This is a genomic window from Methanoculleus nereidis (assembly GCF_032944295.1).
Classification (GTDB): domain Archaea; phylum Halobacteriota; class Methanomicrobia; order Methanomicrobiales; family Methanoculleaceae; genus Methanoculleus; species Methanoculleus nereidis.
In genome coordinates, this window is record NZ_JABFFQ010000006.1 from 36,846 (window position 1) to 58,474 (window position 21,629).

Consider the following 21,629-nt stretch of genomic DNA (forward strand, 5'->3'; position numbering starts at 1 on the left):
TTGAGCAACATAAGGACTTCGCATGCACGTAGCCAAATCGGGGCTCCGGGCTCTCGGTATCGCCGAGAGTTATTCGGGGCGGGAGCAGTCCACCCTTGCTGGCGTCGTCATGCGAAAGGACCTCCAGATCGACGGAGTGGCCTTCGCCCGGGTGACCGTCGGCGGGTCGGACGCCACCGATGCGGTCATCCGGATCTTCACCCGCCTTGCCCGCCGGGACATCAACCTCGTGATGATCAGCGGGAGCGTTATTGCCTGGTACAACATCATCGACCCGTCGGCGGTGCAGGACGCGATCGGTCTTCCCGTCATCGTCACCACCTACGAAGAGTCGGATGGGCTCGAAGAGGATATCCGCAGCCACTTCCCGGGCGATGCCGGGAGACTCGCGGCATACCGGCGGCTCGGCGACCGGATCCCGGTTCGGCTGCACTCCGGGTATACACTGTTTATCCGTCCCTACGGACTCTCTCTCGATGATGCCGCGAGGCTCTGCAACGACTTTACGCGTGAAGGAAGGGTCCCCGAGCCGGTGCGGGTTGCGCGGCTCATTGCCCGGGGCCTCGTCCGGTCATCCCTGTCAGCCCCTGACGATCAGAACCGCTGACGTCGCATGATCGACGACGTAGGAACTGACGCTCCCGAGGAAGAAGCGGTCGATCCGGCCCCTGCCGTGCGACCCGACCACAGTCAGGTCGGCACCGAGTTCCTGTGCCACCGCGGTGATCTCCGCTCCGGGGTGCCCCCAGCGCTTGTGGACGGTTATCCGGAGGCCGGCGGCGGCCGCCTCCCGTTCCGCATCGGCGAGAAACTCGTTCGCCTCCCGGTCGAGGGCATCAAGGAGCGCCTGCTGGGCGATATCCGGCGGTTCGAGCTCGCTCAAGATCAGCGTGGGGTATGTGCCGGTCTGGACGACGTGCATGGCATGCACGGAGGCATCCATGACGCGGGCGATATCCAGAGCCTCTTCGAGCGCCCGATGGCCGATCTCCGACCCGTCGACCGCTACGAGTATTGATTTGAACATAGTAGTCTCTAGGAGCGTTCCGGTACAAAAACATGGTCTTTGCAGACTGTCCCCTCATACCTTCACTGTCTGCTTCGATACCGCCTTCTCGTCGCGTTTATCTACAATCTCCACCGTGACCTCGATTCCCGGGTAGAGGGTCCCGTCGGAGAGATCCGCTATCATCTCCTCGCCCGGGTTCCAGTAGCGGGTCCGACAGCCCTCGCCCTCAAGGAACCTCACCCCGTAGTGGTGCGACGAGATGAGAAGGTTGCCGTTTAAGGTCTGGACGATGCAGACGATCTGGCCGTTCTTGTAAAAGACTGCTTTCAGGCAATCGTTCTCATATGCCGTACTGCCGTTGTTCTTGAGGGTGACCCTGCTTGCGTAGGTCAGCTTCCCGGTATCTTCGCTCGTGTGCGCAATCCCGGTGACGATGATCGGGGACTGTGGGGGCTCCGTCCACGACCAGGACGGGATCATCGCGAGCACCATCAGCAGGACAAGAGCGGCGAGAATGATGGTTACGGCAACCATCAGGAGTACGCCGTGTGTACTCGAGAGGGCATTCTCGTCCGCTGCAGTCCGCCTTATGCGTGCTTTCGGTGAACCGGAGGGGGGCGGCGCCCTCCGTGCAGCGCCCTGCGGCCGGGCCCTAATATTCCATTCCATACGACTGGGTCAGGTTCCGGTAACGCCCATACGGATCCGTTCTCTGCGCACGCCCCGTATCGTGTTCCACCCGGCTGCATCGGCATGCTCCCGCCAGAACCCTCGAATGAGTCCCCGTCCGCAACGGCGAAGACCTTCGGGTTCGACCTCAATTGACGACCGCTCTCTATACTCCCCTCCGGCATCGGTCGGGATGGACGGCACGGTTGTCTCGATGAACGCGTACCCGGTGTTCCGGTAGCAGTAATCTTCCGGCGTCCCGGCGGCCAGGGCACCTACAGACGAAGAGATCTCTTTGCCCCTGGTGACAATTATGCCGAGGACGGCAAGGATGACGATAACCTTGCCGACAGGATTTCCGAGCGGACGATCGCGGTCGCTGGACATAGTAATGAGAAATTAATTTCATGATGTATTAAATTTTCTAAAACAATCCTCGAACGTGAAGGATTAATGGGAAATATTATTTGGAAATATTGATGTTCACGTCATTCGGCCGCACTGCCGGCAGTGAATGCAGCCACTCCCGGAGAGCCTGGAGTGTGAGGCGGGTTGTCCATGCAGGGCATGCAGGGACAAACCTTCTTTTTCTTCAGGCCCAGGTGGGATCATGGCAGAAGCAGAACGAACCCAACTACCCGGATACGTACGCCTATCCGGGAGCGGCGAGCTGGAGGAGCGAGCGCGGCGGGCGCACGAGGTGCTCCGCGACTGCGTCGTCTGCCCCCAGGAGTGCCGCGTGAACCGTATCGAGGATGAACTGGGGTTCTGCCGGACCGGCCTCCTGCCACGGGTCTCGAGTTACAGCCCGCATTTCGGCGAAGAAACCCCTCTCGTGGGGAAAAATGGGTCGGGAACGATATTCTTTGCGGGCTGCAATATGCGGTGCGAGTTCTGCCAGAATTACGAGATCAGTCAGTGCGGGGCCGGTTACGCGGTCTCGAACGAAGATCTCGCCGCGATCATGCTTCACCTGCAGGAACGCCGGTGCCACAACATCAACCTTGTCTCTCCCTCACATGTCGTCCCCCAGATCCTCGGTGCGGTCGCCCTCGCCGCCCCCCGGGGCCTCAACGTCCCGCTCGTCTACAACAGCGGAGGCTACGACTCCGTGGAGACCCTGCGGCTCCTTGATGGCGTCATCGACATCTACATGCCGGACGCGAAGTACGGGCGGGACGACGTGGCGCTGGAACTCTCGCACGCCCCCGGCTACACCGCCCGTATGCAGGCCGCCCTGAAAGAGATGCACCGGCAGGTCGGCGACCTGGTGATCAGGGACGGCCTTGCGGTGCGCGGCATGATCATCAGGCACCTGGTGCTCCCCGGAAACCTCGCAAGCAGCGAGATAGTGCTCAAATTCATCGCCGAAGAACTATCGCGGGACTCCTACGTGAACATCATGGCCCAGTACCACCCGGCATGGAAGGCGGCCGAAGGAGGGAGGGGGCCGGTGCTTGCGGCGCTGCAACGCCCGATCACGTCGCGGGAGTACCAATATGCTATTCGTTGCGCCAGGGAGAACAGCCTCTCCCGTGGGTTCCCATGAAAGGCAAGATATCGCCACCAAAAGAATATTCGCTTGAACAGTCCAGAATTGTGTGGTGCAGGTGAAGGAACGGTCAGGACTCCGGTATGCGGCGATGAGCGATACCGGAGGGCGGGACCACAACGAGGACGCTTTCTTTACCGGCCGGGTGGACGGGCATCATGTATTTGCCGTCGCGGACGGGCTCGGAGGGCATGCCCGCGGAGAGGTTGCGAGCAGGATGGCGGTCGAGATCCTCGCAGAGGTCGCAGGCGAGGATCTGCCGAAAACCGAACCACCCAGAGTGCTCGAACGCGCGTTCGAGCGTGCGAACGCAGCAATATACGCATACAACCGGGAGAACGGCCTGAACGCAGGGACAACGCTCTCTGCGGCGATCGTCGCAGAGTCAGGCAGGTGCTGGATCGGCACGGTGGGCGACAGCAGGACGCATATCATCGCGCCATCGTCCGTCTGGCATACACACGATCAGAGCTATGTCCAGGGCCTGGTGGCATCGGGGGCGATCACCCCTGCCGAGGCGATGGGCCACCCGGGAAAAAACATCCTGATCCAGGCGCTCGGCCTCGCGTCCCGGGTGCAGGTCGACCTCGATGAGCGGGATCTTGCCGGGGGGGTCCTGCTGCTCAGTTCGGATGGGCTCCATGACTACGTCCCGGCGAGCACCATCCAGGAGATCGTGCTCGCCGGCGACCCTGAGGCGGCATGCCGGAGGTTGATCGATGCCTCCAGGGATGCGGCAAGCACCGATAATACCACAGTAATCGTTGCGCGAGTTTAGTCTCTGTCCGCTCCTGTATCGCGAAGCGCCTCGAGAATTGCCGCACGGACGCCGTCCGTCGCCTCATCCTTCAGGGCGGCACGCAGCGCCAAAACCGCCGATTCACCCCCGATCATGCCAAGCGATCGGGCGGCACTCCGGCGCACAAACTCGTTCTCATCGCGCTGCATGAGTCCCAGGCGTTCGATCGCCCGGGGATCGCCAAGCAGCCCGAGCCCTTTTGCCGCCATGTAACGGACATGGTCCTTCCCATCGTCGAGGGCACCAGTGAGGGGCACATACGCTGCACCGTCGCCAATCAATCCAAGCGCCTCCGCCGCACGGTAGCGCACCCTCCATTCGCTGTCTCGCAGTAAGGCTATGCAGGCGGGTACGGCTGGTTTTCCGGCCTCTACGAGCCCGTGCATAGCGTCGGCCCGTACCGCCTTATCCGGATCGGAGAGCCGAACGAGCAGGGCCTGTATATTCAAACGATCGTCTCCAGCCTGTGTTGGCGTAGTATGGGTCATCTTTCGTCACATCCGTGAAGCAGTCTTGCATCAAACGTTGAAGCGGCTGTGTAATAAGTCCTTAGGACCGCCGGAATCCATTACAGGCATCGTATCCCGGCGGCCGCCTCTTGTTGTCAGGTCAGAAAACCAGAGGTATATAGGACCAGACTTGCAAAAACAAGAAGACCTGTCCCAAGGATGAGCTTCCCCAGAGTGCCAAATACGGGATCGCTCTCAATCCATTTTTCCAGAGCGTGCATGACACCGGATACCGCATCATGGTATATATATTTTACCACAGGAATAAAAATAAACCATCATATATAATCATTTTTAATAGCGCTAATTGCCGGAGCGTACACTTCTCGAATTATCGACACATACGCGGGGTATTCTGGCGTAATGCGGTCACCGCAGGACTCGCTTCGCTTGAAGAGGAAAAGTAGAAGAAAGTGACGCCCAGGACGGAATTCGAATCCGTGTCGACGGCGTGACAGGCCGTCATGATAGGCCACTACACTACCTGGGCACTCATTGTTCGAGGGGATCCCGCCTCCCGGATTCGAACCGGGGACATCGCGGTAGCCGCGCAGTTCGCCCGAGAGCGAAGACTATACTACAGCCGCGCACTCTACCAGTCTGAGTTAAGGCGGGTCTCTGCTCTAATAATGTTAGAGCGAGTTGTTATTAAATATTTCGCAGAATCCTCCGGGTATTGCACAACTCAGACGTTATTGTTTATATACGACCTCAGATAATGGATAGGTATGAACCCTACAAACGCTGAAGCACCTAGGAACGCTGAAGCGTACTGTCTTCTTCACCGATAGCCGTGCGAAAAAGAACGTCACTGTTTTCGACACCACACTGCGCGACGGTGAACAAACACCGGGTATCTCGTTCACGCTCGAAGAGAAGCTCGGTATTGCAGAACAGCTCTCCGGAATAGGAGTCCACGCCATCGAAGCGGGCTTTCCCGCATCCTCCGATGCCGAACGCGAGATCGTAAAGGCCATTAAAGGTCTCGATCTTTCGACGCAGGTCTGCGGCCTCGCGCGGTCGATCAGGGCCGACGTGGATGTCTGCATCGACTGCGACGTCGATATGGTTCATGTCTTCATCCCGACCTCCGACGTCCAGCGCGAGTACACCATCAAAAAGACCCGCGAGCAGGTCCTCGAAGCCACCGGTGATATCATCGCGTATACTCGCGACCATATCGGCCAGTGCATGTTCTCTGCGATGGACGCCACGAGGACCGACCCGGATTACCTGATAGAGGTATACCGCGTTGCGGTGGATGCCGGAGCGACGATCATCAACGTGCCCGACACCGTCGGCGTGATCACCCCAACGGCCATGAAGCACCTCATCGAGCGGATCGACCGCGAGGTGAACTGTCCGATCGACGTCCACTGTCACAACGATTTCGGGCTTGCGGTGGCAAACACCATTGCAGCGGTCGAGAGCGGCGCCTCCCAGGTTCAGGTGACGGTGAACGGTCTCGGCGAACGGGCGGGGAACGCCGATCTCGCACAGACGGTGATGGCGTTATCGTCCATCTACGGGATCGATACCGGCATCCGGACGACGGGCCTCGTCGAGACTTCAAGGCTCGTCTCCCGCTACGCGGGGATGAGCATTCCGGCCACGCAGCCGATCGTCGGCGAGAACGCCTTCGCCCACGAGAGCGGGATCCATTCCCACGGCGTGATCACCCGGTCGGACACGTTCGAGCCCGGGATCATGACGCCGGAGATGGTCGGCCACCGGCGCAGGCTGAAACTCGGCAAACACGCCGGGAGGCACGCTGTCAAGCAAATGCTCGCCGACGTGCATATGGAGCCTGCTGATGCACAACTCGACGAGATCGTCCTACGGGTGAAGGCGATTGCCGGCAAGGGTAAACGGGTGACGGACGCGGACCTCTACGAGATCGCGGAGAGCGTCATGCAGCTTGCACCCGACGAAAAGACTCTCGAACTCCAGGACGTCGCCATCATGACCGGCAACCATGTGATCCCGACGGCCAGCGTCCGGGCGATCGTGAATGGAGAGGAACACGCCTTCTCGAGCATCGGCAACGGCCCGGTGGACGCGGCCGTGCGGGCGATCCTCGGGATCATCCCGGCCCCGGTTCAACTCAAGGAGTTCAACATCGAGGCGATCTCCGGGGGCACCGATGCTCTCGGGCACGTCACCATCTCCGTCGAGGACGAGCGGGGCCGGATCTTCGATGCCAGCGCCTCAAGCGACGACATCATCCTCGCATCGGTCGAAGCAGTGATCAACGCGATCAACCTCGTCTGCCGGACGCAGAAGAACGACCGCGAGCAGGAGGAGTGAGCGACTCACTCCTTTTTACAAAAAAAGTTCAGGGATCAGGCGGATCCGGGAGGCTGCTGTTTTCCTTCCAGCGCCCCCCTGACCTGCGAGGATAACTGCTCGAACCTGCCCTGCAGCGCCTTCTCCTGCTTCTCGAGCGACTTGACGCGGAGATCGAGCGTCTCGACACGCTCGTTTAAAGAAGCGACCACCTGCTCCTTGCTCTTCTGCATCATGACGCTGCCGACGTTCATGAAGACCGCCGCATCCTCAGGGACGTCGGCAAGATCCTCGACAGCCCGCCTGGCTTCGCGGATCGTCATTTCGTACTGCGCTTTCTGTGAGACCACGGTCTGCAGCTGCTGCTGCATCTGCTGAAGCATCGCCAGCTGATTCTGCACTTTCGGTGGGATGTTTTCCATATTCATCAACCTCTTCGATTGGGACGAAGACTGGTAACAATATTTCGGGTGGCGGACAGGGGACTTTCCCGGCTCCCTGTCCTTTCTCTACATGATAGGGGCGTGAAGCCCATAAAATGTGAGGGTTCAAAAGAGAGACCTTCGTCTCCCGCCCGGCGTCTGCCCCGCCTACCGGGACGGCTGGGGCAGGACAGCAATCTCCCGCATCTCGGTCGCTATGGTTATCAGCCGCAGCCAGGTGTTCAGGGCCGCCCGGAGCGCGGGTATATCGGTGGCGGCCACCTCGAGAACGAGCGTATCGTCATCCTCAATCCTTACCCGGGCGGACGACCGGTCGCCCACATCGCCCATCTCCTGGCAGACGGAGAAATAGAGGGCACGAGCATCGCCGGTAGCGAACCAGAAGACTGCCGTATGCATCATACGGCAACCTTCAGGATGTAGCGTTTCCGTTGCGTCCCGTCAAATACAATACGGTGCCCTGAGAGGGACTCACCGGCAAACGCAACGTCGATGTTATCCATGAGCGCCTCATAGAGAGAGCGGTCCGAGACAAAGAGCCCCCGGGCGATCGATCCGGTCCGCTCTTCGATGGCAAACGACCTGACGCGGATCTCCGTAACCGGTTCCCCGCAGTCAAATACCTGAATGAGAAAAAAAGGGCCTGATTTTGAGACAATCAGAACAGGCTCGTCAAGGGAGAGGAGTTCGCCCATGCCCGCCTTCCCACGGGTGACGTACTCCCCGCCGATCGAGAACGCCAGATCCCGTGCAAGAGTCCGCACCTCCGGGACCGGTTTGCGTGACGTCGTGACGACCGTCATCGAGCCTTCAGGTCTTTTATTGCGGCTCCGCGTTCCTTGAAGAGGATGCGATGTCCACAGTAGGGACAGCGAATATTGATGTCGATCTCGACTTTTTGTTTACAACGAGCGCACTTATAGGCAGCCACGACCGATTAGCCCTCCTTCTGCAGCGAACGCTCGATGCTCCGCGCGGCGACGCGCATGGCCGGAGTCTCCGGGACGTAGCTGCCACCGGCAAACTTGAACCCGCATTTGCGGCATGTCCAGATTCCCGTTCCCTCACGCTTGACCGCTTGCTGATCGCAGCGGGGGCAGGCATGGTTCGCGCGGGTGACCTTTTCTATCTGGTTAACTCTCTTCCGGATAAACCTGCCATACCTCGGGCCAAAACGCCCAGAACTTCCGACTACCCTGCCCTTGGCTTTCTGTCTGCGACTTGCCATTTCGAGTACCTCTAATATGTCCTCTAGTTTTTGTGCTGTCGATTAATATAGTTACTCACAACACCCGCTCGACGATACGGGTCTCTGCGTTGCCTCTGGAGATTTTGTTGATCAGGTCGTAGAACTCTTCCTGGATACCTGCTGGAATCCTGACGACGGCGATCCAGGAACCATCCTTCTGCCATTCATTCTGCTCGACCGTCGTCGCGGTCTGGAGTTCCCCGTATGCCCTCGCGGCATAGTCCGCCGGGATCTTCACCGCAATACGGACCTCCTCGAACCGGATGGGGAGGAGCGGGCGGAGCGCCTTGACTACCTCTTTGACCTGCTCCTCGACGGATTTGAAGGGGTCGATGCTCACCCTCGCCTCTTCCATGGCGAGCTCGATGCGCTGCGGGGGATGAGGGAACCCGGACTGTGGATTGACGGCATTCCTTGCGATGAAGGTGATGACCCGGTTCCGCTTCTCTGCGGTAAGGTGACGGCGCTGTTCGGAGGTGAGATGAATCTCGCCCTTCTGGATGATCCGGAGTGCGGCCGGTTCGAACTCGGTCGTCTTGAAGACCTTCAGAAGGGCTTCGTCCGAAGCCCGTTCGGCATGAGCGGCGTTTGAGAAGACGGAATCGGCTGCGACAACCTCTTCCATGTCAATCTCCTCCCCCTGCCGGATGCGCATGGCCTGATCGGGGTCGACAAGCACTTCAAACCGTTCTCCGTAGCTCTCAAGCCGGGCTACAACAGCCTGGTCCAGGGGTATCATACAGGTGGCTCACTCTTCAAACTGGTCGACGTAGGCCTTTACCTCATCCTTCTCCATCTTCCGAAACTCCCCGGTCTCAATGGAGACGACGCCGATCTCGATAGCGCTCACGTCGAGTTTGCCCTCCGTCGCGGCGTGCAGGGCCTTGATCCCGAGCCTGATGGCGCCGGAGAAGTCCGCATCCTCCTGGTACTCGTCCTCGAAGGTCTTTATGACCGCAGGACGTCCGGTTCCGATTCCGGTCGCCTTGTACTCGAGCAGCGTGCCGCTCGGATCGGTCTCGAAGAGTCGGGCCTCCCCGTCGCTGACTCCTGCGATCAGGAGAGCGGTCCCGTAGGGGCGTGCACCGCCGAACTGGGTGTAGGTCTGCATGTGGTCGCAGAGTTTTTTGGCGAGGATCTCGACGTTGATCGGCTCGTTGTAGGAGACCCGGTTAATCTGGGACTCAACCCGCGCCCTGTCCACGAGGGACCGCGCATCGCCGACGAGGCCGGAGGATGCCACACCGATGTGCATGTCGATCTTGAAGATCTTCTCGATGGAGACCGGTTCGAGGAGACGTGAAGTCACCCTTTTATCGACAATCAGCACGACGCCTTCGCTGCATTTGATTCCGACAGCCGTCGTGCCCCGTTTCACCGCTTCTCGGGCGTATTCAACCTGGTAAAGCCTTCCGTCCGGGCTGAAGACAGTGATCGCCCGGTCATATCCCATCTGATATTGTGGTTGCATTATCGTTCCTCCAAATCGGCTTCGGTGAAAAACAATGACTTCTGATGCTTAATACCTTTTTCAACCAAATCAACCTTTTGACGCGGATAGCGGTACACCGTGAAATAGGTTTCCCCGAACTTCACGTCTCCGGCCTCGGAGAGAGGCCGAACAGGCTTTATCCGGCGCCGCAGTGCACGAATGGTCCCGGAGACGGCAACTGTCCGGAGTGCGGCCCGCTCGTCGGCGATCGCGTTGACCGTTGCAAGCGCAACGGCGATATCCTTCTCCGTTCCCCGCCGGCACCGGACGACAACATACCCTCCTTCGCAGAAGATCACCGCTGGTTGCGCAAGCCCGACGGCCGCATCGCCGAAGAGCGAGGTCGCGGCCTCGATGACCGAGAGGTATACCTGTTTTTGGTCCGCCGCCATTCCGTAGGGGAGGATCCGCGCCAGGATATAGCGCCGCTTTCCCCGCATCGTCGGGGGCCTCGGTTTCATTCGACCACCCTCACAGGCCGGTGTGGTTCGGTAATCCGGCCGATGGACGAGAGCGCTTCGGTCACTTCCGCACCGGTCATGCCGAAGAGTGCGCAGAGACCCCGGATATCGCGGACCGACCGCTGCCTGAGTATCGAGCGTGCATCAGATGATATCGTCAGTGGAAAGCCGTAGCGCCGCTGCAGCGAGAGGATATCCGCATACCGCTGCAGCGCCCTCTGGCGCTTCGTCCCGCGGAGGTGGACGATGGGGGCCATCGAGATGTCCACCGCCACGCCACGCTCCGCCGCCGTCCGTGCGGCGACGTGGTCGAAGGCGTTCCTCCGGGTGGCATGGATGCTCCTGATGACATTCACCTCTTTCACCGCGACAACTGCCCGGTTGAAAGAGATATCCCCGGCGTCAACAAAGACCACGTCGGCACGCCGGACTGCAGGCTCACGCACCCGCCTGAGAACCTCTTTTACGGCCGCAGCACCGATCACGGCACCCCGGAGAACTTCGACTCCATGATACCGACCCCCGTCATCTCCGATAGCAACGATGCTGTCGAACCCGAGTTCTGCTGCCTCGATCGCTATCCGCGCAACCGTTGAGTCGCCGACAGGATAAGGATGTACACAGGCGTCCGTGATCTTCATTGTGGGTAGGCCGTATGAAAAAAGAAGTATTTATTTGCCGCGGTTCGCGTGGGAACGGATGCTCGGGCGCGTCTTCTCGGTTCCACGCCCGCGCGTCCGCATCCCGCGACCCTTCATGCCGGCGGAGGTCTTACCGCGCTCCGCCCGGCCCCGGTGAACCGGGTCGGCCAGCCACGCGAGGTTGCGGTCGCTCCTGATCGCCGGGTGGTGCCCGTCGACCATGATGACCTCGAACCACTTGGAGCGGCCGTCCTCACCGACCCAGTAGGAGTTCAGGGCCTCCATGTTCGGGAACTTGCGGGATGCGCGCTCTTCGGCCATGCGCTGCAGGCTCTTTGCCGGGGTCAGCCGGCGCATGCCCATGCGTGCGGATCTGCGCCCGCGGATGTACCGGGGCTTCCTCCGACCGCCGCGGCGGACCTTGACCCGCACGACGGCGATTCCCTGCTTGGCCTTGTAGCCGAGCGACCGGGCCCGGTCGATCCGGGTCGGGCGCTCCACGCGCACGATACTTCCCTCGCGCCGCCAGACCTGAAGGCGCTCCCAGAGGAGACCTTTCACTTCGGACCGGTCAGGCCGCTTCCATGCCTCGCGTACGTAGGCATACATCGATTTTGCCATGTTTAGAATCACCTCAGGTTCAGCGTTTCCGCCACATTCCTTTCCGGGACGTATCCCGTGGTTCCTAACAGGTTGACGGGAGCGCAAATAAAGGATTGCTTTTGCTGCCCACCGCCTTGCAGGAAGACCTACACGCCCTTGCGTTTCTCCACGACGCGGATGGCATCCATCCGGGTGACCGGGTACTGCCCGTTCTCGTCTTTCTCCGCCGACTTGACCATGTCCCAGACGGTGAGAAGGGCGACGGAGACGCCGGTGAGCGCTTCCATCTCGACGCCCGTCCTCCCGTAGGACCTGACACGGGCAGTCGCCTCGATGTAGCCGTCGCCCTCTTCGAAGTCGATGGTGATGCCCCCGAGCGGTATGGGGTGGCACATGGGGATGAGGCGCGGCGTGTCTTTCACCGCGAGGGTTGCCGCCACCCGTGCGGTCGCTAAAACGTTGCCCTTGACCGCAGTTCCTTCCCGGATGGCGCGGAGCGTCTCGCTCCGGAGGTAGATCCTGCCGCTCGCAACCGCTTCCCGGGTGACCTCGCTCTTTGCAGAGATGTCCACCATCTGTGCGCGGTCGTTCTCGATGTGGGTGAAGACCGGGGTCTTGCCGTGTTCGCCGGACTCGTTCATGTGTATCGCAGGAGATCTTCTGTCTTAAGGGATAAAAGAAGGCGGCTATCGGCAGTTCATTCTGGTGCAGGGCGCCGGAAGAGAACTTCCGGGATGTAGCCGGGCATATCGGTGGCGAGCATGCCCTCTCCACGCTCTTCTGCGGCGAGCATGCCGGCCCTGCCGTTGACGTACGCGGCGATGCAGGCGGCCTCGAACGCGGGGATCCGGCAGAAGAGCGCGCCGGCGATGCCGGCGAGCAGGTCGCCCGTCCCGCCGGTGGTCATGGCGGGGGTGCCGGTCCGGTTGAACCGGACCCGCGACCCGTCCGAGATGACGTCGACCGGGCCTTTGAGCAGGATGGTCCCCGCCGTCGCGGCGGCCTTCACGCACCGCCCGCGCGCAGCAAGGTCCGCCGGGGGCCCCATCCCGGCAATCCGGGCGAATTCGCCCGCGTGCGGGGTGTAGATCGTCTCCCTCGCCGCCGGCAGGGGCAGAGCGAGCGCATCGGCATCGAAGACCGCCCGCTTCGCCGCCTCCGCGACGGCGATCACGACGTCGTGGCTCTCTTTCCCGAGACCCATGCCGCAGACGACCACGTCCGCCCGGTCGACGAGGGAGAGGATCGTCTCCAGGTGATCGGCCGTGATCGTGCTCCCCTCCAGGCGCTCGTAGATCAGGTCGGGCATGGGGACGTATGCGGGTGAGGCGACCCGCACGATGTCGGCCCCGGCGCGGAGCGCCCCCATCGCCGCGATGTAGGGCGCCCCCTGGTAGGGCCCGCCCCCGACGACGAGCACCTCGCCGCCGGCACCCTTGTGGGCCCCGGACGCCCGGGCCGGGACGAGCACGAGGTCTCCCGGGCCGGTGAATATCTCCGCCTCGAGCGGGATGCCGATATCCGCGACGTCCGCGCCCTCTACCTTCGGCCGGTGGAACGATACGACACGGTTGGCCCGGATACCAGGGGTGGGGACGTCGACAGCGATGATCGGCGCCTCGCTCGCGTTCGCCCGGGCAATGAGGGTTGCAAACGGCTCCCGCACCCCACCCGACACCCCGGTGCCGAGCATCGAATCAACGATCACGTCGGCGTCGTCAAAGAGGCGGGAGAGTGCCTTGACATCTGCGGCGCACCGGATGGGGTGGAGGGCAACGGAGCAGTGCCGGAGGAGGGCGAGCTGGGCGGCGGCCGAGGCGGTCGTCGAGCCGCAGTCGGGGTAGACGACGTCGATCAAATCAAGGTGCTGGAGGTAGCGGGCCGCCACCATCCCGTCGCCGCCGTTGTTTCCCCTCCCGCAGAGGATGAGAACGTGGGCGGGATCACGGGCGAGGACGGCATCCGCGACCGCCCGGCCGGCGCTCTCCATCATCAAAAGCGACGGCTGACCGAGCGCAACGGCGTTCCCCTCGACCGCTTTCATCCGGCCGGCGTCGATCACGCCGGTCTCCAGAAATTCCCGCATATCGTTTGTCGTCATGTTCCGCACCTCCAGGAGCGTTGTCTGATCGGTGCTATGGCGTTTCTTTCATAGATAGTTTTAGTTTCTGACTGGAAAAACGCCAGGGAGGCTGCCGGTTTAGAGGAGGGGTGGCAGACGAGCAGCCAGAGTGCAACCGGTGTATCCAGTGGTGCTTATATTCTTCTCGTTCGCATATGCTCTTGCACGGATTTCCACTGGAAGTCGCACCTTTGTGCTCGAGTTCCTGCCCCTGCACCTTGCGGTGCTCAAACTCCTGCCTGTAGGGCAGTCGCATTCCGTTAGAACGTCGTACCTTCGGCCAGCCACCAGTCCAAGACCTTAGGTCTTCTCCGGCTCCGATTCTTCGCACCTCACGGTGCTCACGCTCCCGGTCTCTGGTCAGTCGCACCGAACCATCGCCTATCGCCACGCACTGCCCCCGCCCCGCAGGAAGGGGGAGGAGGCCGGAGGCCGGGCGGGGTGGGGGTCACAGGCATAGCCTTACGGGGTAGAGACAGGGGAGGGGGGATGCTCCCCCCTCGCCGTCAGCCCCACCCCCAGTGGCGATATCCAGTGGGAATCCGTGTAAGGGCATGTGCAATCGAGAAGATGTAAGCACCAGTGGGTGTGGGTTGCATAGTCCGTCGCTTGAAGACTCAAGCCGCTCATGTTCCAACCCTCCATTTCGCCGACCTTCCCAAACTCCCCGATTCCCTCCACACTCCCATGCATTATTGACCCTTCACCACCCACTACAATGGAGATGAGCCTCGAAAACGATGTGCGGAGAGCGGCGGATATCATCCTTGATGCGGACTCAGTGACGATCATCTCCCACATCGACGCCGACGGCATCAGCACGGAGGCGATCCTCGCGCAGGCACTCACCCGCGAGGGCATGGCTGTCGACTCCGTCTTCGTCCGCCAGCTCGAGCCGATGGCGATGCGCCATGTCCCGAAGGATGGTTCGCTGAAACTCTTCACCGACCTCGGCGCCGGGCAGCAGAACCTCCTTGAAGACCACGGCCTCTCCAGCGACGAAGTTCTGATCCTCGACCACCACGTCGGCCAGCCCTGCGGCACGACCTACCCCCAGGTGAACAGCCTCGATCACGGCATCACCCGGATGAGCGCCGCCGGAATCGCGTACCTGGTCGCGAAGGCAATCGACCCGACAGCCATCGACCTCGCCAAACTCGCCGTCATCGGGAACGTCGGGGACATGATGGCCCGGGAGAACTGCGGGCTGGTCGGCCCGGCACGCGAGATCGTCCGGGACGGCGTGGAGTACGGCAACATCATCGTGCAGGACCATGACCTGAACTGCTACGGGACGTCCACCCGCCCGGTCCACGTCTGCCTCGGCTACTGCGACGACCCCTACATCGACGGGATCTCGAACAACACGAACGCAGCACTCCGGTTCCTCGAACGGCTCGGTGTTACGCTGAAGAACCCGCGGGGCGGGTGGCTCGTCTGGGAGGAACTCCCGTTCGAGGACCGGCGCACGATCATCAGCGCCCTCGCCCAGCAGCTCATCGCCCACGGGAGGGAGACCGACCGCCTGCTCGCCGAGACTTACATCTTCCCCGACGAGTCGGAGCGCACACCGCTCCGGAACGCCTCCGAGTACGCCACCCTCTTGAACGCCTGCGGCCGATGGGCAAAGCCCCGGACAGGGAGCAGCATCTGCCGCGGGGAGCGCGGGGAAGCCTACCGCGACGCGGAGCACATGCTCGCCCACCACCGGACGGTCATCCGCGACCTGCTCCAGTACATCCTTGATACCGGGGTGACCGAGCTCTCGCATCTCCAGTACGTCCACACCGGCGACCGGTTCCCCGACACCATCGTCGGGATCGGGGCGGGGATGGCGCTCTCCAAACTGAACTGGAAGAAGCCCATGATGGTGCTCGCCGCGATGGTGGACGAACCGGAGGTGACGAAAGTCTCGATGCGGACGAACGAGTGGGCGCTCGGCCGCGGGGTCGACCTGCAGAAAGCCCTCGTCGAGGCGGCGGCAGAGATCGGCGGCGCAGGCGGCGGGCACCGGATCGCCGCCGGGGCATTCATCCCCCACGATACAGAAGAGGAGTTTGTTGATAGTGTCAACCGAATACTCAAACGACAGTTCGCTTCGGCGGATCCGGACGATTGCTGACTTCCAGTTCGGCGCCGGGGCCGGAGTTGCGATCTTCCCCGACGAATGTACCTTCCAGTTCTCCACGACCGGGCGCATCCGCCAGGTGCGTCTCGGGAAGGAGAGGCTCGCGACCGTTCGCGCACAGGACGGCCGCCTGACCCTCGGGATTACCGCAGCGGCGCGACTTTGCGCCCATCTGGCCCCCCCGGCCTACCGGGTGGCGGTGCAGGAAGACGTGGCGCCGTTCGTCGCGGACGGGAAGAACGCAATGGCGAAGCACGTCGTCGCTGCCGACGAGGGTATCCGCGCAGGAGACGAGGTGCTGGTGGTGACCGGCGACGACATGCTCCTCGCCACCGGGGCGGCTTTGCTCTCCGGGCGGGAGATGCTGGCATTTAATTACGGTGTAGCGGTAAAAGTACGGCAGGGGAGAGGATCCGAATGTTTCCAGGAAAGGTAAACCCGAAAAAGATGAAGCAGATGATGAAGCAGATGGGCATGGAGATGGAGGAGATCGAGGGCGTGGAGAAGGTCGTCATTTACACGCCCGCGGGAAACTACGTCTTTGACGATGCCCAGGTCGTCGCGACCACCATGCAGGGGACCACCACCTACCAGCTCACGGGGGAGGCCCGGTTTGAGGAGGCGGTCCCGGAGATCCCCGACGACGACGTCGCCCTCGTCGCATCCCAGACCGGTGCGACGGATGAGGTGGCAAGGGCGGCGCTCGTCGAGACCCGCGGCGACATCGCCGAAGCGATCCTGAAACTCGCGCAGCAATGATCGAAGTTGGCGAACGTCTCCTGCTCGTCGGCGAGGACCGCGAGTACTTCGTGACGGCGGGCGAGGGGCAGTTCTCCACCGACCGCGGGATGATCGATCTTACGGCGCTCGCGGGCATGAACCCGGGAGACGAGATCCGGACCCACCTCAGCGTCCCGTTCAGGGTGCTTCGCCCCCGGCCGACCGACTTCTTCGTCCACGCAAAACGGAGCGGGGCGCCCATGCTCCCCAAGGACATCGGCATGGTGATCGCCTACACGGGGATGAACCGTGACGACCGTGTCCTCGACGCCGGAACCGGGAGCGGGGTCGCCGCAATCTACTTCGGAAAGATCGCCCGCGAGGTGAAGACCTATGAGGTGCGCCCGGAGTTTGCCCGGCTCGCCGAGAAGAACATCAAAAACGCCCGCCTCGAAAACGTCGAGGTGATCGCGGCCGATATGCTCGAAGCGACCGGCGAGTTCGACGTCGTTCATCTCGACCTCACGATAACGCCGGCGCACGTGGAGCACGCCTTCTCGCTCCTCTCGCCCGGCGGGTATCTCTCCTGCTACACGCCGTTCCTCGAGCACACGTTCGTCGCGCTCGATGCCGCAACGCCGCTCTTCCGCGACGTCCACTGCTACGAGTGCATGGAGCGGGAACTGACGCGCTCCGCCCGGGGAACCCGCCCGTCGACCCGGGTCGCCCACAGCGGCTACATCACGATCGCGCGAAAATAGGGGTTAATACTCCTTCAGCGGGCGTTCCCACCCGGTGTAGCCGCAGTAGATGCAGCAGTCCCCGCCGCAGTGCCTGCACTTCTGCGAAGGCTGCAGCACCATCACGGTTCCCTTTTTGTTGCAGTACATGCACCCGGCCCCCTCGCAGTGACAGCAGACCTCAGGGGCATACTCTTCCTGTTGTTCGGTCATACGATCTTCTCCAGGAATAAGTGGTAGGGAGGCGGAGGTGACAAAGGTTGTCATGGGGGTCAGGCACGCACCCGGAAAAAAAGGTATTTAGTGGGTTCGGGATGAATCATTATTCAGGAGAGAAGAAGGGCGGAATAATCCAGGCACCCATACGCCGGATGAAAAGCCCCGGAAGGTAGCCGCACGATGTACCACATTATCTCTATCCGCGATTTTGAAAGGAGCGATCTTGATTACCTGCTTGACCGGGCAGCGGAGTTTGATACCGGCAAATACCGGTCCGGAATGCTTGACGATAAACTCGTAGCCCTTCTCTTCTTTGAGCCCAGCACCAGAACACGGATGTCGTTTGCGACGGCCATGGCACGGCTCGGCGGGCGGTCGATCAGCGTCGATTCCGTGGAGGCGAGTTCCATCGTTAAAGGAGAGACGCTCGCAGACACCATCCGGGTGGTGAGCGGTTACGCGGACGCCATTGTGCTCCGCCACCCGAAAGAAGGGGCAGCACGGCTCGCAAGCGAGTTCGCCTCGGTGCCGGTCATCAACGCCGGCGACGGCGCGGGGCAGCACCCGAGCCAGACGCTGCTCGACCTCTATACCATCAGGCAGTCGATGCCGATCGACGGGATCGATGTCGGGCTTCTCGGGGACCTCCGCTACGGCAGGACCGCGCACTCCCTCGCGCTCGCCCTCTCCCTCTACGGTGTCACGCTGCACACAATCGCACCCAGGGGGCTCGAGATGCCGGCGAATATAGCCCTCGAACTCCGGGAGCGCGGCATGGAGGTCGTCGAGCACCCGAACGTCGAGGAGGCGATCAAGGACCTCGACGTCCTCTACGTCACGAGAATCCAGCGCGAACGGTTCCCGGACTCGGCGTCGTATTACAACGTCGCGTCCAGTTACCGGATCGCGCCCGACCTGCTCACCGGGGTGAAAGACCGCCTGATGATCCTCCATCCCCTTCCGCGCGCCGGGGAGATCGACTCAGCGGTGGACCGCACACCGTATGCGCGCTACTTCGAGCAGGCAAAGAACGGTGTGCCCATCAGGATGGCGCTCCTCCATGAGGTGATGAAGTGACCAGGAAAGACCCATCGGGAGGGCTGGTCATCAGCCCTATCAGGAACGGCACCGTCATCGACCATATCACGGCCGGCGAGGCGCTGAACGTTCTGCGGATCCTCGGTATCACCGGGTCGACCCCGGAATGCCTGAGCATCGCCACGAACGTCAAGAGCAAACGGATGGGGAAGAAGGATATCGTCAAGATAGAGAACCGGGAACTCCGCACGGAAGAGGTCGACCGGATCGCCCTGCTTGCGCCGCAGGCGAAGATCAACATCATTCGGGACTACCAGGTCGTGGAGAAGAAGGGCGTGGAGATCCCGGAGATTCTCAAAGGCGTGGTCAGGTGCCCGAACCCCGGCTGCATCACGAACACGAACGAGCCTGTCGCGAGCACGTTTGAGGTGCTCGACAAAGGGCTGCACTGCCTCTACTGCGACTGGCTGATCAAGGACGATATCGCGAACCACATCATCTAATCAGGCGCCCATGCCGGTCGATCTCCCCCCGGCAGATCCGGGTGCTCGAGATCCGCCGGCCGTCTTCGGCGAGGACGCACGAGATCTCGTGAAGGTCCACCTTCTTTTTCCCACGCTCCCGCCGGAGCTCGTTGATCTTCACAGCAACCGGGAAGGTCTCCTCGGAGACGACGAGAATATCGAAGTCCGCATCGAGGGCGCTGCCGTAGCGGTCGGCGAGCGGTTCGACCTTCCACGCGGCGGTGTAGCCGCGCTCCCGGATAAACGACGTGATGGTTTCCAGCCGTTCCCGGTACGTGTGGACGGGGTGCACCTTTGCGCCGGCAAACTCGTCGGTCGTCAGCCCGACGGTCACCTCTCCATCAGGCCCCGCGAGTTCGAAGGAACGGGCAAGGAGTTTCCGGTGCCCGGCATGCAGGGGATCGAACGTCCCCCCGACCATCACTCTCATCCAGAGGCGTTTGCCGCGAGGGGTTTTATGGGTAGTGATTGGTGGTGGGAAAAGAGCATCCCACCTCTGGCGCCTCAAGCTCGCTCCCGCTCGCACTTCGTGAGTTCCCGCGTAAGACCTCGTTACCTGCCCTCATCACCGGCTCACCTCACCGCCCCTCTCCAAACCCACCCGCCCCTCCCTTACCCTCGAGGGAGAACATTTTGTATCGCCGCAACCAATAGTAGACTCATTATGGAGAGTGGATCGGTTGTGGGGAACCGTGTCTTTATTGCGGAGAACGCAACAGTCATCGGTGATGTGACGCTCGCCGACGACGTGAGTGTATGGTTCGGTGCCGTGGTCCGGGGCGATCGGGCTACGATCACGGTCGGAGCGGGTTCAAACATCCAGGATAACGCCGTCGTCCACACTACACCCAACTTCCCGGTCACGATCGGGGCGGAGGTCTCTGTGGGCCACGGCGCCATCCTGCACGGCTGCACCATCCAGGACCGTGTGCTCATCGGGATGGGTGCCGTCGTCCTGAACGGCGCGGTGGTGGGGGAAGGATCCATCATCGGCGCCGGCGCGGTGGTGACGGAGGGAAAGGAAATCCCGCCGAACTCGCTGGTCCTCGGCGTGCCCGGCAAAGCCGTCAGGGAGACGACGCCCGAACAACAGGAGAGTATTGTGCATAACGCTCGTGAATATGTCAAACTCGCAGGGAGGTACCGCCATGACTGAGGTCACCGTCATCGGCGCCGGGGTCGCGGGCATCCAGGCGGCGCTCGACCTCGCCGATCACAACATCCACGTCCACCTCATCGAGCGCGAACCGACCATCGGCGGACACATGGCCCAGCTCGACAAGACGTTCCCCACCAACGACTGCTCGATGTGCATCCTCTCTCCGAAAATGGTCGAGGTGGCCCGGCACCCAAACGTCACCATCCACACCTGCTCCGAGGTCGAGTCGGTCGAGGGAGAGGTGGGGAACTTCCTCATCAGGGTCCGAAAGCATCCCCGCTACATCATCGAGGACGAGTGCAACGGGTGCGGCGACTGCATCCAGATCTGCCCGGTGGAGGTCTACAACCGGTTCGACGCCGGCATCGGGGTCCGGAAAGCAATCTACAAGCCCCACGCCCAGGCGGTGCCCGACATCGTCGTCAAAGACCAGGAGCACTGCATCGAGTGCGGCCTCTGCTACGACGTTTGCGGAAAAGAGGCAATCCTTCGCGAGGACGAAGAGCGCCTGCTTGAGATTGAGGCTGCAAGCATCGTCGTCGCAACCGGCTATGCGACGTTCGATGCCAGAAACAAAGCGCAATTCCGCTACCTCATTATCCCCGACGTCATCACGAGCCTGGAGTTCGAGCGGATGATCAACGCAAGCGGCCCGACAGGGGGCAAACTGAAACGCCTCTCGAACGGTAAGGCGCCCCGGAGTATAGCGTTCGTCCAGTGCGTCGGCTCCCGCGACATCTCCATCGGCCGCCCCTACTGCTCCGGGGTCTGCTGCATGTATGCGATGAAGAACGCCATGCTCATCAGGGAGAAGAACCCCGACGTCGAGGTCACCGTCTTCTACAACGATATCCGGGCATACGGCAAGGGGTACGAGGAATATTACGAGCGGGCGAAGAGTCTCGGGGTCCGGTTCGTCCGCGGGTTCCCCGGCGAGGTGCTCCAGGAGAACGGCAGCCTGATGATGACCGCTGAGAACACCGAGACCGGCGAGGTGGAGACGTTCCACCCGGACCTGGTGGTGCTCTCCGTCGGGCTCGAACCGGCCGGAGGGGCGGATGAGGTGGCCCGGATGCTCGGCATCCCGCGAGACGAGTCCGGGTTCTTCGGGGTCGCCGACCAGAAAGTCGGCCCCGTGCTCACGGTGAAACCCGGGATCTACGTGGCGGGAACCGCCACCGCGCCGAGGGACATCCCCGATTCGGTTGCCATGGGGGGCGCGGCGGCGATGCGGGCGTATATCGACGCGATCCGGGCGGGGTGAGC

31 protein-coding genes and 2 tRNA genes are annotated in these 21,629 nt (G+C 61.9%); 12 read left to right on the forward strand and 21 right to left on the reverse strand.

The features are described 5' to 3' along the window. Window positions 1–22 precede the first annotated feature (22 nt). A complete protein-coding gene (locus HL657_RS08595) occupies window positions 23–607 on the forward strand; it encodes an endonuclease dU (RefSeq protein ID WP_317296411.1) in 585 nt (194 codons plus the stop codon). On the opposite strand, the gene HL657_RS08600 is transcribed toward HL657_RS08595, so the two are convergent. The 3 genes from HL657_RS08600 to HL657_RS08610 are packed head-to-tail and all read right to left on the reverse strand — an operon-like array spanning window position 581 to window position 2,065. Next, window positions 581–1,027, reverse strand: a complete 447-nt coding sequence (locus tag HL657_RS08600) for a universal stress protein (protein WP_317296412.1) — start codon at window positions 1,025–1,027, stop codon at window positions 581–583. The two genes, HL657_RS08595 and HL657_RS08600, sit on opposite strands and share 27 nt — an antisense overlap. Window positions 1,028–1,081: 54 nt before the next feature. Beyond that, window positions 1,082–1,678, reverse strand: a complete 597-nt coding sequence (locus HL657_RS08605) for a type IV pilin (protein ID WP_394804652.1) — start codon at window positions 1,676–1,678, stop codon at window positions 1,082–1,084. A gap of 9 nt (window positions 1,679–1,687) precedes the next feature. Continuing rightward, window positions 1,688–2,065: a hypothetical protein gene (locus HL657_RS08610; protein ID WP_317296414.1), complete on the reverse strand. Its 378-nt coding sequence runs from the start codon at window positions 2,063–2,065 to the stop codon at window positions 1,688–1,690. 223 nt (window positions 2,066–2,288) lie between these two features. Here HL657_RS08610 and HL657_RS08615 point away from each other — a divergent pair, with 223 nt between their 5' ends. Both HL657_RS08615 and HL657_RS08620 read left to right on the forward strand, forming a co-directional pair. Then, window positions 2,289–3,227 (forward strand): radical SAM protein, encoded by a 939-nt coding sequence (locus HL657_RS08615; protein ID WP_317296415.1) that lies wholly within the window; start codon window positions 2,289–2,291, stop codon window positions 3,225–3,227. Window positions 3,228–3,282: 55 nt separating this feature from the next. Next, the gene (locus HL657_RS08620) at window positions 3,283–4,008 is read left to right on the forward strand and encodes a PP2C family protein-serine/threonine phosphatase (RefSeq protein ID WP_317296416.1); all 726 of its coding nucleotides are present in this window, start codon (window positions 3,283–3,285) and stop codon (window positions 4,006–4,008) included. Here the strand turns inward: HL657_RS08620 and HL657_RS08625 are convergent. The 4 genes from HL657_RS08625 to HL657_RS08640 all read right to left on the reverse strand — a co-directional run bounded on the left by HL657_RS08625 (window position 4,005) and on the right by HL657_RS08640 (window position 5,153). Continuing rightward, a complete protein-coding gene (locus tag HL657_RS08625) occupies window positions 4,005–4,517 on the reverse strand; it encodes a HEAT repeat domain-containing protein (protein ID WP_317296417.1) in 513 nt (170 codons plus the stop codon). The genes HL657_RS08620 and HL657_RS08625 overlap by 4 nt on opposite strands. A 116-nt stretch (window positions 4,518–4,633) precedes the next feature. Then, a complete protein-coding gene (locus HL657_RS08630) occupies window positions 4,634–4,759 on the reverse strand; it encodes a hypothetical protein (RefSeq protein ID WP_317296418.1) in 126 nt (41 codons plus the stop codon). A gap of 196 nt (window positions 4,760–4,955) precedes the next feature. Continuing rightward, window positions 4,956–5,028 (reverse strand) — tRNA-Asp (locus tag HL657_RS08635). Between the two features lie 18 nt (window positions 5,029–5,046). After that, window positions 5,047–5,153: transfer RNA gene (locus HL657_RS08640), tRNA-Tyr, on the reverse strand. Between the two features lie 147 nt (window positions 5,154–5,300). Between HL657_RS08640 and HL657_RS08645 the strand changes: the two genes are divergently transcribed. After that, the gene (locus HL657_RS08645; protein WP_317296526.1) at window positions 5,301–6,845 is read left to right on the forward strand and encodes a 2-isopropylmalate synthase; all 1,545 of its coding nucleotides are present in this window, start codon (window positions 5,301–5,303) and stop codon (window positions 6,843–6,845) included. Window positions 6,846–6,880: 35 nt separating this feature from the next. On the opposite strand, the gene HL657_RS08650 is transcribed toward HL657_RS08645, so the two are convergent. The 12 genes from HL657_RS08650 to HL657_RS08705 all read right to left on the reverse strand — a co-directional run bounded on the left by HL657_RS08650 (window position 6,881) and on the right by HL657_RS08705 (window position 13,814). After that, window positions 6,881–7,246, reverse strand: a complete 366-nt coding sequence (locus HL657_RS08650) for a prefoldin subunit beta (protein WP_317296419.1) — start codon at window positions 7,244–7,246, stop codon at window positions 6,881–6,883. 168 nt (window positions 7,247–7,414) lie between these two features. Then, the gene (locus HL657_RS08655) at window positions 7,415–7,669 is read right to left on the reverse strand and encodes a KEOPS complex subunit Pcc1 (protein ID WP_317296420.1); all 255 of its coding nucleotides are present in this window, start codon (window positions 7,667–7,669) and stop codon (window positions 7,415–7,417) included. Continuing rightward, window positions 7,666–8,070, reverse strand: coding sequence for a Brix domain-containing protein (locus HL657_RS08660; protein WP_317296421.1), 405 nt, complete (start codon window positions 8,068–8,070; stop codon window positions 7,666–7,668). The genes HL657_RS08655 and HL657_RS08660 overlap by 4 nt, the downstream gene beginning before the upstream one ends. Then, window positions 8,067–8,198 carry a DNA-directed RNA polymerase subunit P gene (locus HL657_RS08665; protein ID WP_214022658.1) on the reverse strand — a complete coding sequence of 44 codons (132 nt, stop codon included), beginning with the start codon at window positions 8,196–8,198 and terminating at the stop codon, window positions 8,067–8,069. The genes HL657_RS08660 and HL657_RS08665 overlap by 4 nt, the downstream gene beginning before the upstream one ends. Before the next feature lie 6 nt (window positions 8,199–8,204). Continuing rightward, window positions 8,205–8,495, reverse strand: coding sequence for a 50S ribosomal protein L37ae (locus tag HL657_RS08670; RefSeq protein ID WP_317296422.1), 291 nt, complete (start codon window positions 8,493–8,495; stop codon window positions 8,205–8,207). Between the two features lie 55 nt (window positions 8,496–8,550). Then, window positions 8,551–9,255, reverse strand: a complete 705-nt coding sequence (locus HL657_RS08675; protein ID WP_317296423.1) for a ribosome assembly factor SBDS — start codon at window positions 9,253–9,255, stop codon at window positions 8,551–8,553. Between the two features lie 9 nt (window positions 9,256–9,264). Further along, window positions 9,265–9,987 (reverse strand): archaeal proteasome endopeptidase complex subunit alpha, encoded by a 723-nt coding sequence (psmA, locus tag HL657_RS08680; RefSeq protein WP_317296424.1) that lies wholly within the window; start codon window positions 9,985–9,987, stop codon window positions 9,265–9,267. Continuing rightward, complete coding sequence (locus HL657_RS08685; protein ID WP_317296425.1) at window positions 9,987–10,469, reverse strand: Rpp14/Pop5 family protein; 483 nt, start codon at window positions 10,467–10,469, stop codon at window positions 9,987–9,989. Before HL657_RS08685 ends, psmA begins: the two co-directional genes overlap by 1 nt. Then, a complete protein-coding gene (locus HL657_RS08690; RefSeq protein WP_317296426.1) occupies window positions 10,466–11,110 on the reverse strand; it encodes an RNase P subunit p30 family protein in 645 nt (214 codons plus the stop codon). The genes HL657_RS08685 and HL657_RS08690 overlap by 4 nt, the downstream gene beginning before the upstream one ends. A gap of 30 nt (window positions 11,111–11,140) precedes the next feature. Further along, window positions 11,141–11,731 (reverse strand): 50S ribosomal protein L15e, encoded by a 591-nt coding sequence (locus HL657_RS08695; RefSeq protein ID WP_317296427.1) that lies wholly within the window; start codon window positions 11,729–11,731, stop codon window positions 11,141–11,143. A gap of 128 nt (window positions 11,732–11,859) precedes the next feature. Continuing rightward, a complete protein-coding gene (gene moaC / locus HL657_RS08700; protein WP_317296428.1) occupies window positions 11,860–12,354 on the reverse strand; it encodes a cyclic pyranopterin monophosphate synthase MoaC in 495 nt (164 codons plus the stop codon). Between the two features lie 56 nt (window positions 12,355–12,410). After that, entirely contained in the window at window positions 12,411–13,814 is a 1,404-nt protein-coding gene (locus HL657_RS08705) for an NAD(P)H-hydrate dehydratase (protein WP_317296429.1), read from the reverse strand. Window positions 13,815–14,559: 745 nt separating this feature from the next. On the opposite strand from HL657_RS08705, the gene HL657_RS08710 reads away from it, so the two are divergent. Genes HL657_RS08710 through HL657_RS08725 form a run of 4 tightly spaced genes read left to right on the forward strand, consistent with a single transcriptional unit; the run spans window position 14,560 to window position 17,444 of the window. After that, entirely contained in the window at window positions 14,560–15,957 is a 1,398-nt protein-coding gene (locus HL657_RS08710; RefSeq protein WP_317296430.1) for a DHH family phosphoesterase, read from the forward strand. Continuing rightward, on the forward strand, window positions 15,902–16,399 hold the full coding sequence (locus HL657_RS08715; protein WP_317296431.1) for a PUA domain-containing protein: 498 nt from the start codon (window positions 15,902–15,904) through the stop codon (window positions 16,397–16,399). The genes HL657_RS08710 and HL657_RS08715 overlap by 56 nt, the downstream gene beginning before the upstream one ends. Then, window positions 16,381–16,722 carry a nascent polypeptide-associated complex protein gene (locus HL657_RS08720; protein ID WP_317296432.1) on the forward strand — a complete coding sequence of 114 codons (342 nt, stop codon included), beginning with the start codon at window positions 16,381–16,383 and terminating at the stop codon, window positions 16,720–16,722. The genes HL657_RS08715 and HL657_RS08720 overlap by 19 nt, the downstream gene beginning before the upstream one ends. Further along, a complete protein-coding gene (locus HL657_RS08725; RefSeq protein ID WP_317296433.1) occupies window positions 16,719–17,444 on the forward strand; it encodes a methyltransferase domain-containing protein in 726 nt (241 codons plus the stop codon). The genes HL657_RS08720 and HL657_RS08725 overlap by 4 nt, the downstream gene beginning before the upstream one ends. A 3-nt stretch (window positions 17,445–17,447) precedes the next feature. On the opposite strand, the gene HL657_RS08730 is transcribed toward HL657_RS08725, so the two are convergent. Then, complete coding sequence (locus HL657_RS08730) at window positions 17,448–17,636, reverse strand: hypothetical protein (protein WP_317296434.1); 189 nt, start codon at window positions 17,634–17,636, stop codon at window positions 17,448–17,450. Between the two features lie 186 nt (window positions 17,637–17,822). Here HL657_RS08730 and pyrB point away from each other — a divergent pair, with 186 nt between their 5' ends. Continuing rightward, on the forward strand, window positions 17,823–18,719 hold the full coding sequence (pyrB, locus tag HL657_RS08735) for an aspartate carbamoyltransferase (protein WP_317296435.1): 897 nt from the start codon (window positions 17,823–17,825) through the stop codon (window positions 18,717–18,719). Continuing rightward, the gene (pyrI, locus tag HL657_RS08740; RefSeq protein ID WP_317296436.1) at window positions 18,716–19,183 is read left to right on the forward strand and encodes an aspartate carbamoyltransferase regulatory subunit; all 468 of its coding nucleotides are present in this window, start codon (window positions 18,716–18,718) and stop codon (window positions 19,181–19,183) included. The genes pyrB and pyrI overlap by 4 nt, the downstream gene beginning before the upstream one ends. Here the strand turns inward: pyrI and HL657_RS08745 are convergent. Next, a complete protein-coding gene (locus HL657_RS08745; protein WP_317296437.1) occupies window positions 19,176–19,634 on the reverse strand; it encodes a phosphopantetheine adenylyltransferase in 459 nt (152 codons plus the stop codon). The two genes, pyrI and HL657_RS08745, sit on opposite strands and share 8 nt — an antisense overlap. A 234-nt stretch (window positions 19,635–19,868) precedes the next feature. On the opposite strand from HL657_RS08745, the gene HL657_RS08750 reads away from it, so the two are divergent. Then, a complete protein-coding gene (locus HL657_RS08750; RefSeq protein WP_317296438.1) occupies window positions 19,869–20,360 on the forward strand; it encodes a gamma carbonic anhydrase family protein in 492 nt (163 codons plus the stop codon). After that, on the forward strand, window positions 20,353–21,627 hold the full coding sequence (locus HL657_RS08755; RefSeq protein ID WP_317296439.1) for a CoB--CoM heterodisulfide reductase iron-sulfur subunit A family protein: 1,275 nt from the start codon (window positions 20,353–20,355) through the stop codon (window positions 21,625–21,627). The genes HL657_RS08750 and HL657_RS08755 overlap by 8 nt, the downstream gene beginning before the upstream one ends. Window positions 21,628–21,629 lie beyond the last annotated feature (2 nt).

Coding starts and splice junctions, on each gene's coding strand:
- HL657_RS08595 (WP_317296411.1), top strand. CDS start 23: ATGCACGTAGCCAAATCGGGGCTCCGGGCTCTCGGTATCGCCGAGAGT.
- HL657_RS08600 (WP_317296412.1), bottom strand. CDS start 1,027: ATGTTCAAATCAATACTCGTAGCGGTCGACGGGTCGGAGATCGGCCAT.
- HL657_RS08605 (WP_394804652.1), bottom strand. CDS start 1,678: ATGGAATGGAATATTAGGGCCCGGCCGCAGGGCGCTGCACGGAGGGCG.
- HL657_RS08610 (WP_317296414.1), bottom strand. CDS start 2,065: ATGTCCAGCGACCGCGATCGTCCGCTCGGAAATCCTGTCGGCAAGGTT.
- HL657_RS08615 (WP_317296415.1), top strand. CDS start 2,289: ATGGCAGAAGCAGAACGAACCCAACTACCCGGATACGTACGCCTATCC.
- HL657_RS08625 (WP_317296417.1), bottom strand. CDS start 4,517: ATGACCCATACTACGCCAACACAGGCTGGAGACGATCGTTTGAATATA.
- HL657_RS08630 (WP_317296418.1), bottom strand. CDS start 4,759: ATGCACGCTCTGGAAAAATGGATTGAGAGCGATCCCGTATTTGGCACT.
- HL657_RS08650 (WP_317296419.1), bottom strand. CDS start 7,246: ATGGAAAACATCCCACCGAAAGTGCAGAATCAGCTGGCGATGCTTCAG.
- HL657_RS08655 (WP_317296420.1), bottom strand. CDS start 7,669: ATGATGCATACGGCAGTCTTCTGGTTCGCTACCGGCGATGCTCGTGCC.
- HL657_RS08660 (WP_317296421.1), bottom strand. CDS start 8,070: ATGACGGTCGTCACGACGTCACGCAAACCGGTCCCGGAGGTGCGGACT.
- HL657_RS08670 (WP_317296422.1), bottom strand. CDS start 8,495: ATGGCAAGTCGCAGACAGAAAGCCAAGGGCAGGGTAGTCGGAAGTTCT.
- HL657_RS08675 (WP_317296423.1), bottom strand. CDS start 9,255: ATGATACCCCTGGACCAGGCTGTTGTAGCCCGGCTTGAGAGCTACGGA.
- psmA (WP_317296424.1), bottom strand. CDS start 9,987: ATGCAACCACAATATCAGATGGGATATGACCGGGCGATCACTGTCTTC.
- HL657_RS08685 (WP_317296425.1), bottom strand. CDS start 10,469: ATGAAACCGAGGCCCCCGACGATGCGGGGAAAGCGGCGCTATATCCTG.
- HL657_RS08690 (WP_317296426.1), bottom strand. CDS start 11,110: ATGAAGATCACGGACGCCTGTGTACATCCTTATCCTGTCGGCGACTCA.
- HL657_RS08695 (WP_317296427.1), bottom strand. CDS start 11,731: ATGGCAAAATCGATGTATGCCTACGTACGCGAGGCATGGAAGCGGCCT.
- moaC (WP_317296428.1), bottom strand. CDS start 12,354: ATGAACGAGTCCGGCGAACACGGCAAGACCCCGGTCTTCACCCACATC.
- HL657_RS08705 (WP_317296429.1), bottom strand. CDS start 13,814: ATGACGACAAACGATATGCGGGAATTTCTGGAGACCGGCGTGATCGAC.
- HL657_RS08710 (WP_317296430.1), top strand. CDS start 14,560: ATGAGCCTCGAAAACGATGTGCGGAGAGCGGCGGATATCATCCTTGAT.
- HL657_RS08720 (WP_317296432.1), top strand. CDS start 16,381: ATGTTTCCAGGAAAGGTAAACCCGAAAAAGATGAAGCAGATGATGAAG.
- HL657_RS08725 (WP_317296433.1), top strand. CDS start 16,719: ATGATCGAAGTTGGCGAACGTCTCCTGCTCGTCGGCGAGGACCGCGAG.
- HL657_RS08730 (WP_317296434.1), bottom strand. CDS start 17,636: ATGACCGAACAACAGGAAGAGTATGCCCCTGAGGTCTGCTGTCACTGC.
- pyrB (WP_317296435.1), top strand. CDS start 17,823: ATGTACCACATTATCTCTATCCGCGATTTTGAAAGGAGCGATCTTGAT.
- HL657_RS08745 (WP_317296437.1), bottom strand. CDS start 19,634: ATGAGAGTGATGGTCGGGGGGACGTTCGATCCCCTGCATGCCGGGCAC.
- HL657_RS08750 (WP_317296438.1), top strand. CDS start 19,869: ATGGAGAGTGGATCGGTTGTGGGGAACCGTGTCTTTATTGCGGAGAAC.
- HL657_RS08755 (WP_317296439.1), top strand. CDS start 20,353: ATGACTGAGGTCACCGTCATCGGCGCCGGGGTCGCGGGCATCCAGGCG.